The 17222-nt window shown below is 68.6% G+C and carries 17 protein-coding genes; 10 read left to right on the top strand and 7 right to left on the bottom strand.

All coding sequences use genetic code 11. The features are described from left to right. Positions 1-251: 251 nt before the first annotated feature. A complete protein-coding gene (typA, locus tag IEV96_RS00345; RefSeq protein ID WP_188508738.1) occupies positions 252-2171 on the top strand; it encodes a translational GTPase TypA in 1920 nt (639 codons plus the stop codon). A 72-nt stretch (positions 2172-2243) separates the two neighbouring features. Beyond that, positions 2244-2720 carry a hypothetical protein gene (locus IEV96_RS00350; RefSeq protein ID WP_188508739.1) on the top strand — a complete coding sequence of 159 codons (477 nt, stop codon included), beginning with the start codon at positions 2244-2246 and terminating at the stop codon, positions 2718-2720. Here the strand turns inward: IEV96_RS00350 and efeB are convergent. Genes efeB through efeU form a run of 3 tightly spaced genes read right to left on the bottom strand, consistent with a single transcriptional unit; the run spans position 2717 to position 6067 of the window. Next, the gene (gene efeB, locus IEV96_RS00355; protein ID WP_188508740.1) at positions 2717-3979 is read right to left on the bottom strand and encodes an iron uptake transporter deferrochelatase/peroxidase subunit; all 1263 of its coding nucleotides are present in this window, start codon (positions 3977-3979) and stop codon (positions 2717-2719) included. The two genes, IEV96_RS00350 and efeB, sit on opposite strands and share 4 nt — an antisense overlap. Before the next feature lie 7 nt (positions 3980-3986). Further along, positions 3987-5207 (bottom strand): iron uptake system protein EfeO, encoded by a 1221-nt coding sequence (efeO, locus tag IEV96_RS00360; protein ID WP_188508741.1) that lies wholly within the window; start codon positions 5205-5207, stop codon positions 3987-3989. After that, positions 5204-6067, bottom strand: a complete 864-nt coding sequence (efeU, locus tag IEV96_RS00365) for an iron uptake transporter permease EfeU (protein ID WP_188508742.1) — start codon at positions 6065-6067, stop codon at positions 5204-5206. The genes efeO and efeU overlap by 4 nt, the downstream gene beginning before the upstream one ends. An 87-nt stretch (positions 6068-6154) precedes the next feature. On the opposite strand from efeU, the gene IEV96_RS00370 reads away from it, so the two are divergent. The 4 genes from IEV96_RS00370 (at position 6155) to IEV96_RS00385 (ending at position 10190) form a co-directional block, all read left to right on the top strand. After that, entirely contained in the window at positions 6155-7336 is a 1182-nt protein-coding gene (locus IEV96_RS00370) for a PIG-L family deacetylase (RefSeq protein WP_188508743.1), read from the top strand. 40 nt (positions 7337-7376) lie between these two features. Beyond that, positions 7377-7703 carry a ferredoxin gene (gene fdxA, locus IEV96_RS00375; RefSeq protein ID WP_188508744.1) on the top strand — a complete coding sequence of 109 codons (327 nt, stop codon included), beginning with the start codon at positions 7377-7379 and terminating at the stop codon, positions 7701-7703. Between the two features lies 1 nt (position 7704). After that, entirely contained in the window at positions 7705-8811 is a 1107-nt protein-coding gene (gene dapC, locus IEV96_RS00380; protein ID WP_188508745.1) for a succinyldiaminopimelate transaminase, read from the top strand. A 92-nt stretch (positions 8812-8903) separates the two neighbouring features. Beyond that, entirely contained in the window at positions 8904-10190 is a 1287-nt protein-coding gene (locus IEV96_RS00385) for a citrate synthase (RefSeq protein WP_188511058.1), read from the top strand. Positions 10191-10345: 155 nt separating this feature from the next. Here IEV96_RS00385 and IEV96_RS00390 read toward each other — a convergent pair whose 3' ends face one another. Both IEV96_RS00390 and dapD read right to left on the bottom strand, forming a co-directional pair. Then, a complete protein-coding gene (locus tag IEV96_RS00390) occupies positions 10346-10777 on the bottom strand; it encodes a hypothetical protein (RefSeq protein WP_188508746.1) in 432 nt (143 codons plus the stop codon). A gap of 85 nt (positions 10778-10862) precedes the next feature. Then, on the bottom strand, positions 10863-11825 hold the full coding sequence (gene dapD, locus IEV96_RS00395; RefSeq protein ID WP_188508747.1) for a 2,3,4,5-tetrahydropyridine-2,6-dicarboxylate N-succinyltransferase: 963 nt from the start codon (positions 11823-11825) through the stop codon (positions 10863-10865). A gap of 32 nt (positions 11826-11857) precedes the next feature. Here dapD and dapE point away from each other — a divergent pair, with 32 nt between their 5' ends. The 3 genes from dapE (at position 11858) to IEV96_RS00410 (ending at position 14446) form a co-directional block, all read left to right on the top strand. Then, on the top strand, positions 11858-12955 hold the full coding sequence (gene dapE / locus IEV96_RS00400; RefSeq protein WP_188508748.1) for a succinyl-diaminopimelate desuccinylase: 1098 nt from the start codon (positions 11858-11860) through the stop codon (positions 12953-12955). After that, positions 12937-14190: a glycosyltransferase family protein gene (locus IEV96_RS00405; protein ID WP_229732885.1), complete on the top strand. Its 1254-nt coding sequence runs from the start codon at positions 12937-12939 to the stop codon at positions 14188-14190. Before dapE ends, IEV96_RS00405 begins: the two co-directional genes overlap by 19 nt. 82 nt (positions 14191-14272) lie before the next feature. After that, positions 14273-14446, top strand: coding sequence for a DUF3117 domain-containing protein (locus IEV96_RS00410; RefSeq protein WP_184233803.1), 174 nt, complete (start codon positions 14273-14275; stop codon positions 14444-14446). Positions 14447-14518: 72 nt separating this feature from the next. Here the strand turns inward: IEV96_RS00410 and IEV96_RS00415 are convergent, their stop codons facing one another. After that, a complete protein-coding gene (locus IEV96_RS00415) occupies positions 14519-15151 on the bottom strand; it encodes an O-methyltransferase (protein ID WP_188508749.1) in 633 nt (210 codons plus the stop codon). 65 nt (positions 15152-15216) lie between these two features. Between IEV96_RS00415 and IEV96_RS00420 the strand changes: the two genes are divergently transcribed. Beyond that, entirely contained in the window at positions 15217-15576 is a 360-nt protein-coding gene (locus IEV96_RS00420; protein ID WP_188508750.1) for a twin-arginine translocase TatA/TatE family subunit, read from the top strand. 45 nt (positions 15577-15621) lie between these two features. Here IEV96_RS00420 and IEV96_RS00425 read toward each other — a convergent pair whose 3' ends face one another. Continuing rightward, positions 15622-17172 carry a succinic semialdehyde dehydrogenase gene (locus tag IEV96_RS00425; RefSeq protein ID WP_188508751.1) on the bottom strand — a complete coding sequence of 517 codons (1551 nt, stop codon included), beginning with the start codon at positions 17170-17172 and terminating at the stop codon, positions 15622-15624. Positions 17173-17222 lie beyond the last annotated feature (50 nt).

Genomic DNA, 17222 nt, shown 5'->3' on the forward strand with positions numbered 1-17222 from the left:
GCTGGCCCGCATCGACCGCAAGGTGGCTGAGAGGGACCGCCCGGCGGTCTGAATCCGCTGTTCAGGCGGTCGACGCTGTGCCTACAGCGAACAGTGAGGGTTTAGCCGTTACACTGGTTTGTGCAGGGCACCATCGACGTGATCCTGAGATCCCCACAAACCACCTCCGCGTTTGTGCGTGGTCGTGCCCATGCCGCGAAAGCGCAACGCGCGCGCCCGTCACCGCTAAGAAGCAGTCAAGGAAAACACCTATGGCAATCGCCACCCGCACCGACCTGCGCAACGTCGCAATCGTCGCCCACGTTGACCACGGCAAGACCACGCTGGTCGACGCCATGCTCCGCCAGACGAACTCGTTCGACGCACACGCGCACCTCGAAGACCGCGCCATGGACTCCAACGAGCTCGAGCGCGAAAAGGGCATCACGATCCTCGCGAAGAACACCGCGGTGCTCTACAACGGCAAGCACGCCGAAGAGAACCACGCGGGCGGCAACATCACGATCAACGTGATCGACACCCCCGGCCACGCCGACTTCGGCGGCGAGGTCGAGCGCGGCCTGTCCATGGTCGACGGAGTCGTCCTCCTCGTCGACGCGTCCGAGGGCCCGCTCCCGCAGACCCGCTTCGTGCTGCGCAAGGCCCTCGAGGCCAAGCTCCCCGTCATCCTCCTGGTCAACAAGACCGACCGTCCCGACGCCCGCATCGACGAGGTTGTCGCCGAGAGCCAGGACCTCCTGCTCGGCCTCGCCTCGGACATGTCCGACGAGCACCCCGACCTCGACCTCGACGCTATCCTCGACGTTCCCGTCGTCTACGCGTCCGGCCGCAACGGCGCCGCGAGCTGGAACAAGCCCGAGAACGGCACGCTGCCCGACAACGAAGACCTCGAGCCGCTGTTCGACGCGATCCTCAAGCACATCCCCGCGCCGACCTACGACGACGAGCACCCCCTTCAGGCCTGGGTCACCAACCTCGACGCCAGCCCGTTCCTCGGACGCCTCGCGCTGCTGCGCGTCTTCCAGGGCAACATCAAGAAGGGCCAGACGGTCGCCTGGGTCAAGCACGACGGCTCCGTCGCCAACGTGAAGGTCACCGAGCTGCTCATCACGAAGGCGCTCGACCGTTACCCCACCGACTCCGCAGGCCCCGGCGACATCGTCGCCGTCGCCGGCTTCGACGACATCTTCATCGGTGAGACCCTCGCCGACCCCGAAGACGTCCGCCCGCTGCCGACCATCACGGTCGACGACCCGGCCATCTCGATGACCATCGGAACCAACACCTCGCCGATGATCGGCAAGGTCAAGGGCCACAAGCTCACCGCGCGCATGGTCAAGGACCGTCTCGACCGCGAGCTCGTCGGTAACGTCTCGCTCAAGCTGGTCGACGTCGGACGCCCCGACGCCTGGGAGGTCCAGGGCCGTGGAGAGCTCGCGCTCGCCATCCTCGTCGAGCAGATGCGTCGCGAGGGCTTCGAGCTCACCGTCGGCAAGCCGCAGGTAGTGACCAAGCGTGTCGACGGCAAGCTGCACGAGCCGTTCGAGCACCTCACCACCGACGCGCCCGAAGAGTACCTCGGCGCCATCACCCAGCTCCTCGCCGCCCGCAAGGGTCGCATGGAGGGCATGAGCAACCACGGCACCGGCTGGGTGCGCATGGAGTTCGTCGTGCCGTCGCGCGGCCTCATCGGATTCCGCACCGAATTCCTCACCGTCACGCGCGGTGCGGGCATCGCCAACGCCGTCTCGCACGGCTACGAGCCCTGGGCCGGAAACATCGAGACCCGCACGAACGGCTCGATCGTCGCCGACCGCGCCGGTGTCGCCACCCCGTTCGCGATGGTCGCCCTGCAGGAGCGCATGTCGTTCTTCGTCGAGCCCACGCAGGAGGTCTACGAGGGCATGGTCGTCGGCGAGAACTCGCGTGCCGACGACATGGACGTCAACATCACGAAGGAAAAGCAGCTCACCAACATGCGCCAGTCGACCTCGGACTCGTTCGAGCGCATGACGCCGTCGCGCAAGCTGACGCTGGAGGAGTGCCTCGAGTTCGCCCGCGAAGACGAGTGCGTCGAGGTGACGCCCGAGTTCGTGCGCATCCGCAAGGTCGAGCTCGACGCCAGCGCCCGCCAGCGCAGCACCGCCCGCCTGAAGAAGCAGAACGCGTAAGTCACAGCACATACACACGAGCCCCGCCCCGGATCATCCGGTGCGGGGCTCGTCTGCATTTAAACTGGACGCATGACGACTTCGCGCCTCCGGATCGCCCGCCCCCTGTCCATCGCCCTCCTGATTTTCGCCGCGCCAGCGCTGGTCGGATGCAGCGTGGCAGAGAACATGGTCGACGGGGTCGTGAGCGAGGCCCAGGACCAGGCCGGAGACGCGGTCTCCGACGCGCTGGGCGGCGCCGGTGTGAGCACCGACGGCGAGCTGCCCACCGGTTTCCCGGCCGACGCGATCCCGCTCGTCGGCGAGGTCCAGGGCGGCGGCAGCGCCCCCGGCTCGACCGGCTGGGTCGTCGTCACCACCCTCGCCGGCGACGACTTCGCCTCGGCGCAGGCCGCACTCGAGTCCGCCGGCTACGTGCCGAGCGCCGCGGACGGCGACGCCGACAGCGGCTTCGGCACCTTCACCCTCGCGCCGTACACGGTCGTGCTCACCGTCGCGACCGACGGGGCCGGCGTCTCGACCGCGACCTACGTCGTCACAACGAGCTAGCCGAACAGCCCGTCGCCGATCGAGCCGCCCGTTTTCGCGCCGGGCGGTACCGCGAAGATGCCAGAGCCCACGTGCCGCAGGTACTCGTTCATCGCGTCGTTCTTCGCGAGCCGCAGCTGGATCGGCACGAACTGCTCGCGCGGGTCGCGCTGGAAGCAGATGAAGAACAGTCCGGCGTTGAGGCGGCCGAGGTCGTCGTTGCCGTCGACGAAGTTGTAGCCGCGGCGCAGCATCTTCGCGCCGCCGTTCGTATCCGGGTGGGCCAGCCGCACGTGCGCCGCCTCGTCGATGAGCGGAGCGTCCTGCCTGCCGGTCGCGTCGAAGTCCGGGGCGGTGAACTCGGTGCCGCCGCTCAGCGGTGCGCCCTCGCCCTTCGTGCGTCCGACGACGCGCTCCTGCTCGCGCAGCGACGAGCGGTCCCACGTCTCGATCGTCATCCGGATCTTCCGTGCCACCAGGTAGCTGCCGCCGGCCATCCACCGTGCGCCGTCCGAGGCGCGGGCCCAGACGTCCGCCGCGGTGTCGGAGTCCTCCGCGCGCAAGTTGGCGGTGCCGTCCTTGAAGCCGAACAGGTTGCGCGGCGTCGCCTGCGCCCGTGTTGTCGACGAGGTTCGCCCGAAGCCCAGTTGCGACCAGCGCAGGCTGGCCCGGCCGAACGCGATGCGGGAGAGGTTGCGGATCGCGTGCACCGCCACCTGCGGGTCGTCGCTGCAGGCCTGGATGCACAGGTCGCCGCCGGTGAGTGCGGGGACCAGGGCGTCGCCGGGGAAGTGCGGCAGGTCTATGAGCGCCTCGGGGCGTCTACCGGCGAGGCCGAAGCGGTCGTCGAACAGCGTCGGACCGAATCCGAAGGTGATCGTGAGGCCCGACGGTGGGAGGTCGAGTGCCTCGCCCGTGTCATCCGGAGGCGCGTCGTACGGTCCGCTCGCCGGTCCGTACTGCCCGGCCCCGAGCCCCGTCGTCATCCGGTTCGCCGCGTAGGTCCAGTCGGACAGCAGCTCCTCGAGTTCGGCCGCCGTGATGTCGCTCACGTCGAATGCCGCGAAGTGCAGGCGGTCCTGCGCCGCGGTGATGATGCCCGACTGGTGCTCGCCGAAAAAGGGATAGGAGGCGGCGGCTCCGGATGCGGCCGAGGCCTCTGGCGTGAAAACGCGGTCGACCCCGAAGCCGAGTCCGGCGCCCACGACGCCGGCGCCGGCCAGCCCGAGGAGCCCCCGGCGGGACAGCCGCGGGCTGCCCGGTTCCTGGTCGTCAGTCATCCGTCGACTAGCCGACCAGAACCGCGGTGAGCTTGCTCAGCGGCTCGCTCAGGGCGTTCACGCCGTCGGCCAGCTCCTTCACCTGCTCGGTGGTGAGGTCGGTGTAGTACGTGAAGCCGGTCTCGAGGCTGCCGTAGCCGGCGAGGAGCGACTCGAGCGAGGCGAATTCCTCGTCGAGCTGGTCGACCAGCTCGGGATCCTTCGGCTCGACGATGTCGCGCACGCCCTCGTAGGCCACGCGGGCGCCCTCGAGGTTGGCCTGGAAGTCCCAGAGGTCGGTGTGCGACCAGATCTCTTCCTCGCCGGTGATCTTGCCGGAGGCGACCTCGTCGAGCAGGCCGATGGCGCCGTTGCTGATCGCGTCGATGGAGACCGTGTAGTCGCTCTCGTGCACGGCATCGTTCAGTGCGGCGGTGTCCTGTTCCAGCAGGTCGGCGAACCGCGCCCGCTCGTCGGCGGTCAGCGGCACGTAGGCCTCTCCGCCGTTGTTCTCGGCGGTCGGCTGCCACAGGTCCTTCTCGATGCGGTGCCAACCGGTCCACTCGGTGCCCTCTTCGACGTCCGCCTCGCGGAAGTCGATCTTCGGGTCGAGGTCGCCGAACGATTCGGCGACGGGTTCGATGCGCTCGTACGCGGCGCGTGTCGGAGCGTAGAGGGCGCGCGCGGCCTCGTCGTCGCCGGCGCGGTAGGCGTCGAGGAAGGTCGTCGTCGAGGTCACGAGTCCCTCGACCTGGTTCTTGATGTACGCCACGTAGTTCGCGGCGGCCGCCTCGACGAGCTCTTTGTCGTCGCCGTCGGCGGCGAGGTCGGCTCCCGAGTCGGTGACGGTGAAGGCCGCCTTGCCGATGCCGTCGCCCACCATGCCGGGCTTGCAGACGGTGAAGTAGTCGCCCGGCTTCGCCTGCACCACGAGGTCGCGGGTGATGCCGGGGCCGATGTTCTCGACTTCGCCGACGATGCGCAGCTCGTCGTCGGCCAGCAGGTAGAACTCGGTGACCTGGTCGCCGGTGTTCTCGATGCTGAAGCTCACGCTGCCGCTCGGAGCCTCCGTGGCCGAGAGCACGCAGTCGGTCGCGCTCGAGTCGACAGTGAGCGCCGTCGCGTCCGCGCCGCCCGTCGCGGCGGGGTTGTTGGCCACGCAGGCCGAGAGCGCGAGCAGGGCTGCAGCGCCCATGCTCGCCGCGAAGACCGCGCGGGTGCGGATCGGGGTCGCTGTCGACCGGTTCATAGGGCTCCTTCTGGGGTGATGGTGGATGACACGGGCGCGGACCTGGGCGCCGAGCCGCCCTGACGGCGTGCCGAACGCAGGAACAGGAACATGACCGGAACCACGTAGGCGACCCACGCGACGGCCTCGAGGACCGTGGTGGCGGGGGAGAAGTTGAAGACGCCCTTGAGCAGGGTGCCGTACCAGCTGTCGGGCGGTACGGCCGCCGAGACGTCGAAGGCGAGGGTGCCGAGACCCGGCAGGAATCCGGCCTCCTGCAGGTCGTGCACGCCGTAGGCGAGCACCCCGCCGGCGACGACGATGAGGAACGCCCCCGTGTAGGTGAAGAACCGCGAGAGGTTGATCGACACGACGCCGCGGTAGACCAGGTAGGCGAGGACGACCGACACGGCGATACCGAGCGCGGCGCCGAGCAGGGGGAGCGTCGTCGACCCGCTCGCCTGCACGGCCGCCCAGATGAACAGGGCCGTCTCGAGTCCTTCGCGCCCGACGGCGAGGAAGGCGACGAGGACGAGCCCCCACCCGGCACCGGAGAGGTGGTTGTCGATCTCGCCGCGCAACTCGCGCGACAGCCCACGTGCGGTACGCAGCATCCAGAAGATCATCCACGTGACGAACCCGGTGGCGACGATCGACAGCAGTCCGCCGATGAGCTCCTGCGCCTGGAACGACAGGCCGTAGGCGCCGAACGTCAGCAGGCAGCCCAGGCCGAGAGACAGGGCGACGGCGAGACCGACGCCCAGCCAGATGCGGGGAAGCACGTCGCGGCGGCCGATCTTGACCACGTAGGCGATGAGGATGCCTACCACCAGCCCGGCTTCGAGGCCCTCGCGCAGGCCGATGAGGAAGTTTGCGAGCACGGGTCTTCTCTGAAAGTGGGGGGAGGGGATTGGTAAGGCTTACCTTAGCCATTCGACTCTAATCCCTCTTGTCTAAGCTGTCCACTAATGTCTGACTTCACCGCACCCTCGGACCCGGCCGAGCGCGTTCTCTTCGTGCACGCGCATCCCGACGACGAGAGCATCACCACCGGTGGCACCATAGCCACGCTCGTGAGCGCCGGCGCAGCGGTGACCGTGCTCACCTGCACGCGCGGCGAGCTGGGCGAGGTCATCCCCGACGAGCTGCAGTACCTGCTGGACTCCGGCGACGAGCTCGCCGCTTACCGTGAGGGCGAGCTCGCCGAGGCGATGCGGGCGCTGGGTGTCACCGACCACCGCTACCTGGGCGAGGCCAACGCCCGCTGGGTCGACCTCGAACCGCGCCGGTACCTCGACTCGGGGATGCGCTGGGGCGCATCCGGAACCGCCGAAGCCCTCGACTCTAGCGACGAGCCCTCCCTCGCAGCCGCGCCGGTCAGCGCGGTCACCGCGGACATCGCGGCGGTCATCTCCGACATCGCAGCGACCGCCGTCGTGAGCTACGACGAGCGCGGCGGCTACGGACACCCCGACCACGTCCGGGCCCACGACGCGGCACGACGCGCCGCCGAGGTCATGGGCGTGCCCTACTTCGAGATTGCCACGGATGCTCGCGGCCCGGTCGTCGTGGACGTCACGCCGGTCGCGGACCGCAAACGCGCCGCGCTCGCGGCCCACCGCACGCAGCTCACCCTCGACGGCGACACTTTCGCGCTCTCGAACGGCGTCTCCCAGCCGATCGGCGTCACGGAGTCGTTCCGACGGGTCAGCACGGAGGCGGCCGACGAGAGCGTGCCCTTCCGCGAGCAGACCGTCGGCGTCAAGATCGGCGTCGCAGCACTCGTGCTGGTGCTCGGGGCGCTCATCGGCACGCTGATGACCGCCGTGCACCAGTCGAGCGGCACGGTGGGCGACCTCGCTGTGCCCTGGGGGCTGGCCCTCGCCCTCGTGGCATCCACCGGCTTCGTGGTGGGGCTGCGGGTGCTCACCGGATCGCGCATCCTGCCGATCCTTGCGACCGTCGGCATTATGGGCGTCACCGCGTATCTCGCCTCGCCGACGGTGGGCGGATCCGTGATCGTGCCGGCCAATTTCGCCGGTGTTATCTGGACTTTTGCTCCCGCGGTCGTCATTCTCGTCGCGGTCGCGTGGCCCAATCTCAGCCGCATCACGCCGGTCACCGCAGAACCCCAGCCTCACCGTGGGTAAGATTGTCTAGTTCTCGTGCCGTGAAAGGATCTCGACCTAAGTGACCTACGTCATCGCCCAACCCTGTGTCGATATCAAAGACCGCGCCTGCATCGACGAATGCCCCGTCGACTGCATCTACGAGGGTGACCGGATGCTCTACATCCACCCCGACGAGTGCGTCGACTGCGGTGCGTGCGAGCCGGTCTGCCCCGTCGAGGCCATCTACTACGAAGACGACGTGCCCGAGCAGTGGGCCGACTACTACAAGGCGAACGTCGAATTCTTCGACGAGGTGGGCTCGCCCGGCGGAGCCGCGAAGGTCGGAGTGATCCACAAGGACCACGCGCTCGTTATGGCCGAGCCATTCAACGGCCACGCCGAATAGCGTGACCCGCTCGCCGCTCAGCCTCCCCGACTTCCCGTGGGACGCGCTCGTGCCGTTCGGCGCGCGCGCACGGCTGCACCCGGGCGGCATCATCGACCTGTCGGTCGGCTCGCCCGTCGATCCGACGCCCGCGCTGATCCGTGACGCGATCACGGCCGCGACCGACGCCCACGCCTACCCGCAGGTGGCGGGAACTCCGGCGCTGCGGGAGGCGATCGTCGAGTGGTACGCGCGGCGCAGGGGAGTGCACGGGCTCGACACGGCCGACGTCCTGCCGTCGATCGGCTCGAAAGAGCTCATCGCGTGGCTGCCCCTCATGCTCGGCATCGGGGAGGGCGACGTGGTCGTACACCCGAGCGTCGCCTATCCGACCTACGCCATCGGCGCCGCCCTCGCCAAAGCGACCGCGCTCGCGAGCGACGACCCCGCCGAGTGGCCGCAGAACACCAGGCTCGTCTGGATCAACTCGCCGGGCAACCCCGACGGCCGCGTGCTCGACGTCGAGACGATGCGCGCCATGGTGGCACGCGCCCGAGAACTGGGCGCCGTGATCGCAGGCGACGAATGCTACGCCGAACTCAACTGGGCCGCGGATGAACCGACCCCCTCGGTCCTCGACCCGCGGGTCGTCGGCGGCGACCGTACCTCCGTGCTCTCGGTCTACTCGCTCAGCAAACAGTCGAACCTCGCCGGGTACCGCGCCGGGTTCGTCGCCGGAGACGGCGCGCTGATCGCCGAGCTCCTCGGCGTGCGGAAGCACGCCGGGCTCATCCCGCCGGCTCCCGTGCAGGCGGCGATGATCGTCGCGCTCGGCGACGAGACCCACGTCGATGTGCAGCGCGAGCTCTACCGTTCGCGGCGCGACCGCCTCAAGGCCGCCGTCGAGGCGGCCGGATTCACCGTCGACCACAGCGAGGCGGGGCTCTACCTCTGGGCGACCCGCGGTCAGGACGCGTGGCAGACCGTCGCCGACCTGGCCGACATCGGCCTGCTCGTCGTGCCCGGTACCTTCTACACCGACGGCGCCCCCCAACACGTGCGTATCGCCCTCACGGTGAGCGACGACGACATCGATACCGCCGTCGAGAGGCTTGCCGGGCTGGCCTGATCTTTTGGAGGGATCCTCCAATAGGCTTTGTGCACTTTTGGCGGCGATACGACTAGTCAAGCGTGGCCGAATAAGCTGGCGGTGTGAATGACATGGCGCCAGGTACAGAGAAGGCCACGCTGCATTTTCCGGGGGGAACAGCGGAGTTCCCGGTCATTCGCGGCGTTGACGGCCGCGACAGCATTGATATCTCCACTTTTATGAAGCAGACGGGGTTCACCACCCTGGATCAGGGCTTCGTGAACACCGCCTCGACGAAGAGTGCGATCACCTACATCGACGGCGACGCGGGCATCCTGCGCTACCGCGGGTATCCGATCGAGGCCGTCGCGAAGAACTCCACCTACCTCGAGGTGGCGTGGCTGCTCATCTACGGTGAGATCCCGTCGGAGTCCGAGCTCTCGGCTTTCGACGATCGCATCCGCCGGCACACGCTGCTGCACGAAGACCTCCGCCGGTTCTTCGACGCTCTTCCGCACAACGCCCACCCGATGTCGGTGCTGTCGAGCGCGGTCTCCGCGCTCTCCACCTACTACGAGGGCTCGCTCAGCGTGAAGGACCCCGAGCAGATCGAGATGTCGATCGTCCGCCTGCTCGCCAAGCTCCCGGTGATCGCGGCCTACGCGCACAAGAAGAGCCTCGGCCAGGCGTTCCTCTACCCCGACAACTCGCTGAGCTTTGTCGACAACTTCCTCAAGCTCAACTTCGGCACGATGGCCGAGCCGTACGAGGTGAACCCGGTTCTCTCCAAGGCCCTCGACCGGCTGCTCATCCTGCACGAAGACCACGAGCAGAACGCGTCGACCTCGACCGTGCGTCTCGTCGGCAGCACCGAGGCCAACATCTTCGCCTCGGTCTCGGCCGGCATCAACGCCCTCTACGGACCGCTCCACGGCGGCGCCAACGAGGCCGTGCTCAAGATGCTGCGCGAGATCAAGGAATCGGGCGACGGCGTCTCGAAGTTCGTCGACCGCGTGAAGAACAAGGAAGAGGGCGTGCGCCTGATGGGCTTCGGCCACCGGGTGTACAAGAACTTCGACCCGCGCGCGACCCTCGTCAAGGAGAGCGCCGACGAGGTGCTCGAGGCCCTCGGGGTGCAGGACGACCTGCTCGACATCGCCAAGGAACTCGAGGCCGTCGCGCTCGCCGACGACTACTTCGCCGAGCGCAAGCTTTACCCCAACGTCGACTTCTACACCGGGGTCATCTACAAGGCAATGGGCTTCCCGCCGCGTATGTTCACGCCGCTGTTCGCGATCGGACGCCTCCCCGGCTGGATCGCCCACTGGCGCGAGATGAACCTCGACCCGGCCACGAAGATCGGGCGCCCGCAGCAGCTGTACATCGGCGAGCCCGAGCGCACCTGGCCCGAGCGCTAGAGCCGGTCGAGTAGGCCGCTCGCGGCCGTGCTCGTGCCGGTCGAGTTGGCCGCCCGCGGCCGTATCGAAACCCTCGGATGCCGCGGCTCCCGTTCCCCGGAACGTGAGCCGCGGCATCCGTCGTTTCGCGGCCCGAGCCTTATACGCCTTGCGCCCTAGCCGACCGGGGTCGCCGTCAGCGTGACCCGGCGGTAGCCGATACCGAAATCGCCCGCGGCACTGGGGCTGCAGCGGATGCCGAGCGTGACCGCGGGTACGTCGTAGATAGCGCCGGCGCCGAGGCGCGTCCATTCGCCGTTGCCGGGCACCGGGAACACCGTGTCGTCGAGGTAGCCGATGCGCCCGCTCGCGTCGATGAGCCCGCACTCGAGTACGGTGTCGCGCCGGTCGGCGAAGAACTGCACCTCGGCGCCATACTCGACCCGGTAGGTGCCGTCGGCCACCGTGAGATTCGTGAGCGCGAGCTGCTGGCCCGGCTGAAAGAACCCGACACGCAGCGCGGAGTCGTCCTGCGCCCGCCCTGGCATACCCCAGACGACGCTCGCGCCGGCGACGGCGGCGGCGGCCACCCCGGCGAAAACTGCCAAATGAAGGAAAAACCGGGTGCGAGTCACAGCTTTCCGCGCCGGCGAGGGGTGCCGCGCGAAGATCTCCTTCATTTGGCAGGTCCGGCTAGGCGTGCAGCGCCGAGTTCAGCTCGATGCCGGTGCCCGAGCGGGCCAGCACCTCGACCGCGCCGGTGAGCGAATTGCGGCGGAACAGCAGCCCGGGCACGCCGCTGAGCTCGGCAGCCTTCACGGTGCGCTGCGCAGCGACGGGCTCGGCGTCCGAACCCTTGGGGGCCACGACGAGCACCTTGGTGCCGGCGGTGACGTACAGCCCAGCCTCGACCACCGAGTCGTCGCCGATCGAGATGCCGATGCCCGAGTTGGCGCCGAGCAGCGCGCGTTCGCCGATCGTGACGCGCTGCGTTCCGCCGCCCGAGAGCGTGCCCATGATCGAGGCGCCTCCGCCGATGTCGGAGCCGTCGCCGACCACGACGCCCTGCGAGATGCGTCCCTCGACCATCGAGGTGCCGAGCGTGCCGGCGTTGAAGTTCACGAAGCCCTCGTGCATCACGGTCGTGCCGGGGGCGAGGTGGGCGCCCAAGCGCACCCGCGACGCGTCGGCGATGCGCACGCGGGCGGGCACGACGTAGTCGAGCAGGCGCGGGAACTTGTCGATGCCGTGCGCCGAGATGCCGGCGCGCTGCAGCACGGGACGCAGACGGGTGAAGTCGTCGGGGTGCATCGGTCCCGCGGTGGTCCACGCCACGATGGGAAGGTACCCGAAGATGCCGTCGAGGTTGATCGTGTTGGGGGCCACGAGCAGGTGGCTGAGCAGGTGCAGGCGCAGGTAGGCGTCGGGGGTCGACGCCGGCGCGGCATCCAGATCGATCTGCACCGTCTGGAAGTCGACGTGCACGTTCCTGCGCTCGTCCGGTCCGAGCAGCGGCTCGAGCTCGGCCGGCGCGATGTACGGGTCGACGCCCGCCGGGAACTCGCCGAGAACCGGCGTCGGGAACCAGGTGTCGAGCACGGTCGAGTCGGCGGCGATCGTGGCGAGGCCGTAGCCCCAGGCGGCGCGAGAAGTCATGCCCCCAGCGTACCGACCCTAAACTTGACCCCATGCCCGTCGCCGACACCACGCTGCCCGTTCTCGACCTCAGCCAGACCTCGATCGACATCACCCGCCAGTTGTGCGACATCGAGTCGGTGTCGGGCAACGAGGGGCCGATCACCGAGGCGATCCTCGTCGCGCTGGCCGGTGCGGAGCACCTCGAGGTGCTGCGCGACGGCGACGTCGTGATCGCCCGCACCAACCTCGGCCGCGACAAGCGCGTCGTGATCGCCGGCCACACCGACACGGTCCCGCTGAACGACAACCTCCCGACCCGCTACGAGACCGAAGACGGGGTCGAGTACCTCTGGGGCCGCGGCACCGTCGACATGAAGTCGGGTGTCGCCGTGCAGCTCAAGCTCGCCGTCGAACTCACCGAGCCCGCCGTCGACATCACCTGGCTCTGGTACGACCACGAGGAGGTCTCCGCCGACCTCAACGGTCTCAAGCGCCTCGCCGACAACCGCCCCGACCTCCTGCAGGGCGACTTCGCGATCCTCGGAGAGCCGACGCGCTCGGAGATAGAGGGCGGATGCAACGGCAACGCCCGAATCGAGGTGCGCACCTTCGGCCTCCGCGCGCACTCCGCGCGGGCCTGGGTCGGTCACAATGCCATCCACGACCTGTCCCCGATTCTCGACACCCTCGCCGCCTACGTTCCCCGCGAGGTGGAGGTCGACGGGCTCGTCTACCGTGAGGGGCTGAACGCCGTCGGCATCACCGGTGGTGTCGCCGGAAACGTCATTCCCGACGCCGCGATGGTGCACATCAACTACCGGTTCGCGCCGAGCCGCTCGGGCGAGGAGGCCATCGCCCACCTGCGCGAACTCTTCGAGGGTTACGACGTGACGGTCGTCGACCTCGCCGAGGGCGCCCGTCCGGGGCTCGACGCCCCGCTCGCCCAGGACCTCCTCGCGGCCGTCGGCGGCGAGGCCAAGCCCAAGTACGGCTGGACCGACGTCGCCCGCTTCTCGGCGCTCGGTATGCCCGCCGTGAACTACGGACCCGGCGACCCGCTCAAAGCGCACGCCGACGACGAACGCGTCGCGGTCGACCAGATCACCGCGTGCGAGCAGGGGTTGCGCGCATGGCTCATGACGGGCTGAGCGAGCTGATCGGAACGGGCGGCGGTCGCGCGCCGACGAAACCCAGCCCGGCGGTCTGGCTGAAGGTCCGTTACCGGTTGACGGCATGGTGGGCACGAGTGCTCGTCGTCTTCGTCGTCTCCCGGGTCGTCACTAGCGCGATCCTGCTCTGGTTCGCGTCGCGGCAGGAGGCGAACGCCTGGACGGGGGCACACCCGGGCTACCTCGACTTCGCCAAGATGTGGGACGGCCACTGGTATTTCATCGTCGCCCTCGCCGGCTACCCGAGCGAACTGCCGATGACCGACGACGGTCACGTGGGGGAGAGCGCGTGGGCGTTTATGCCCGCCTACCCGTTCCTGGTGCGCGGGCTGATGTTCGTCTCCGGTCTCGACTTCCGCGCCGTCGCGGTGTTCGTCTCGGTGGCGTTCGCGCTCGGCACCGCCCTGATGTTCTACAAACTCATGAGGCTCGTGCTGCCGGAGGGAACGGCGCTCTTCTCGGTAGTGCTCTACTGCTTCGCCCCGCTCTCGCCGATCCTGCAGGTGGCCTACGCCGAGTCGATGCAGGCGTTCTTCCTCACCGTCGCGCTCTACCTGCTGATGAAGCGCGACTACTGGGCACTGCTGCCCGTCGTGGTCGTGATGTCGCTCACACGGCCGAGCGGCCTGGCCTTCGCCCTCGCGCTCGGCCTGCACGTGGTGTACCGGTGGGTGCGGCGTGACCGGGATCCTTTCGGGCGGCGGGAGATCGTGGCATCCGTCACCGCCGGCCTGGTCAGCGTCGCGAGCGGGTTCGCCTGGCTCTTCGTGGCGGCCGCCACTACCGGCTCCCTCACCGCGTACACCGACACCGAACTCGCCTGGCGCTCGGCCTACATCGGGTATCAGGAGCTGGTGCCGCTCACGCCGTGGTTCCTCGGTGCGAACTTCTGGGTTCCCGGCGCACTCGGCGTCGGGCTGCTGGTCGCCGCGGTGGTGGCCTTCGCCGCCTTAATGTTCACGCCGGCCGTGCGGCGGTTGGGTCCCGACATCCGGTTCTGGGTCGCCAGCTACGTGCTCTACCTGCTCGCCGTGTTCTTCCCGCAGTCGAGCACGTTCCGGCTGCTGCTCCCGGTGTTCCCGCTCTGGGGTGCTCTCGCGCAACCGCGTTCCCTGGTCTACCGTCTGGCCCTGGTCGGCCTGTGCATCGCCGGCCAGTTCGGTTGGATCCACATCGCCTGGTGGGTCGACGGGTACGACTGGACGCCGCCGTAATCAGCTAGTTAAGTTACGCTCGGTTTTTCTCATACCGATTCATAGTCAATAATGGGTAGGTACCTATGAAAGGGGACTTCAGATGGCAGCCATGAAACCGAGGACCGGCGACGGCCCAATGGAGGCTGTGAAAGAAGGTCGCCTCATCATCGTTCGTGTTCCGCTCGAGGGTGGGGGCCGGCTCGTAGTGTCGGTCAACGACGCTGAAGCAAAAGAGCTCCACGACGCTCTCGCGGGCGTCGTCGCGACCGCTTAACAGATTTCCTACGAGAAACCCGCGTGATCTCCCGATCGGGAGTCACGCGGGTTTCTGCGTTTAAGTCCGTCGTCAGTCGGCGATCTTGGTGAGCTGCAGCAGTCCGTCGCCGACGGGGGAGAGCGAGCTGATGACCGCGGATGACTCGGCGACCTCTCTCAGCAACGTGCGGAATCCCGTCACGGTGTCATCGCGCTGGGCCGGGTCGGCGACCCGCCCGCGCCACAGCGCGTGCGCCACGACGACGGTGCCGCCCGTGCGCACCATGCGCAGGCCGTGCTCGACGTACTCGATCACCGAGTACGGGTCGGCGTCGACGAGGACCAGGTCGTAGCTCGACTCGTTCATGCGCGGCAGCACGTCGAGCGCGCGGCCGGCGATGAGGCGGACCCGGTTCGCGGGGATATCGGCTGCGGTGAAGGTGACCTTGGCGAGCTGCTGGTGGTCGATCTCCGAGTCGATCGACGTGAGAACGGCATTGGGTGCGCCCGTGAGCATCCAGAGCCCGGAGACGCCGAGCCCGGTGCCGATCTCCATGATGTTGCTGGCGTTGGTCGCGGCGGCGAGCACCGCGAGCTGGGCGCCCGTCGCGGGCGACACGGGTTCGACCCCTACCTCGACGGAGTGTTGACGCGCGAGCGCAATCTCCGGTCGTTCGACGATGAATTCTTCCGCGAACTTCCAGCTCGACTCTTTACCTGCCACCAACGACTCCTTGTTCGTCCCCCACTGTAAGCCAGTCCCCGGCAAGCAGGGACTATTCTGGGCGGGTGTCCTTTGGGTTGACGTTCGAGAAGCTGGTGATCATCGGGATCATCGCCGTCTTCCTGCTCGGACCCGAACGGCTGCCCTACTACGCGTCGCAGCTCGCGCGCCTCACCAAGACCGTGCGCGGCATGGCGAACGGCGCGAAAGAGCGCATGCGGGAGGAGATGGGGCCCGACTTCGACGAGGTCGACTGGAAGAAGCTCGACCCCCGCCAGTACGATCCGCGGCGGATCATCCGCGAAGCCCTCGTCGACGACGAGCCCGTCCCCGTGATCAAGCCGCCCATCGTGTCCGCCTACGCCCAGCGGCAGGCCCTGCTGCGCGACGGCAAGCCGGCGCCGTTCGACTCCGAGGCCACCTAGCTGCTGGTCGATTAGCTCGCTCCGCGGGCGTATCGAGACCCCCGTTCAGCGGCGCCGCAGCGCCTTCAGCAGCACGAGCACGCCCACCATCAGGCCCGCGGACGCGGCGAACTCCCGTCCGCTGCGCGGCAGCGTGAACAGACCCGTGGATGCCGCGACGGTGCGCGCCTCCACGAAGCGCAGCAGCCCCTCGGGGCCGTTGCGACGCCCGAGCCCCGACTGCTTCATGCCGCCCATCGGAGCGTCGATGCTGGAGAACGTTGCGCGATAGCCCTCGTTGATGTTGACGCTGCCCGCGTCGAGGCGTTCGGCGACGCGCCTGGCGCGGGAGACGGAGCCGGCGAAGACCGACGCGTTGAGGCCGAACTCGGAGGCGTTCGCCGCCGCGACCGCTTCGTCCTCGCTCTGCACGACGTGGATGGCGACGACGGGCCCGAAGGTTTCTTCCGTCGCGCAGAGCATGTCGTCGGTGACGTCGGCGAGCACCGTCGGTTCGAAGAAGAACGGTCCGAGGTCGGGTCGGGCACGGCCCCCCGTGAGCAGCATCGCGCCCTTCGCGACCGCGTCGTCGACGTGGGCCTGCACGCGTTCGAGCTGGGCGGCGGAGGTGAGCGAGCCGACATCCGTCGAGAAGGCGAGGTCGGCGCCCTGCTTCAACTGCGCGACCCGCTCGACGAACAGCCGGGTGAAGGAGTCGGCGACGTGCCGCTGCACGTAGATGCGTTCGATCGACACGCACAGCTGCCCCATTGACGAGTAGCAGGCGTAGACGGCGTCGGCGGCGGCCTTCGCCGGGTCGACGTCGTCGAGCACGATGAGCGGGTTCTTGCCGCCGAGCTCGAGCGAGGCGCCGATGAGGCGTCCGGCCGCCCGCACGCCGACGCTCGTGCCGGTGGGCGTGCTGCCCGTGAAACAGACGTAGTCGGCGTTGTCGACCACCGCGTTGCCGATCTCGGCGCCGTCGCCGGCGACCACCGACCACAGTGCCGCGGGGACGCCGGCCTCGATGAAGGCGCGGCGGGAGGCGAGGATCGTGAGTGCGCCCTGGTTGTCGGCCTTCTGCACTACGCCGTTGCCGGCGGCCAGGGCGGGGATCACGTCCATGAGCGAGAGGCTCAGCGGGTAGTTCCAGGGCGTGATCACGCCGACCATGCCCTTCGGCCGGTAGCTCACCCGCGTGCTGACCACGAAGGGGATGCCCGAGCGGCGGCGACTCGACGCGAGCACCGAGTGGGCGGAGACGGCGTAGTAACGCGTGACGCTCGCGCCGCTGAAGACCTCCTCGAAGGCCTGTCCGCGGGTCTTGCCGGTCTCAGACTGCAGGGTGTTCATCAGCTCTTCGCTGTTGCGCAGCAGCAGGTCGTGGGCCCGAAGCAGCACGGCCCGGCGATGCGCTGGCCCCGCGGCCAGCCAGGCGTGCTGCGCGACCCGTCCGGCCGCGGCGGCGGCGGCCACGTCGTGCGCCGTGCTGATCGGGACCTCGTGCGACACCTCGCCGGTGAACGGGGCGATGACGGGGGTGCTTGTGGTTCCCGTGAAGCTGAGATCGCTGACGAGTTCGGCGACGAGTGTGCGGTTGAGGGCTGTTGCTGGCATGTCTCGATCCTAGGGAGCGCCGTCGGGGTTTTGATACGGCCGCGAATCCT

The organism is Conyzicola nivalis, from assembly GCF_014639655.1.
GTDB classification, from domain to species: domain Bacteria; phylum Actinomycetota; class Actinomycetes; order Actinomycetales; family Microbacteriaceae; genus Conyzicola; species Conyzicola nivalis.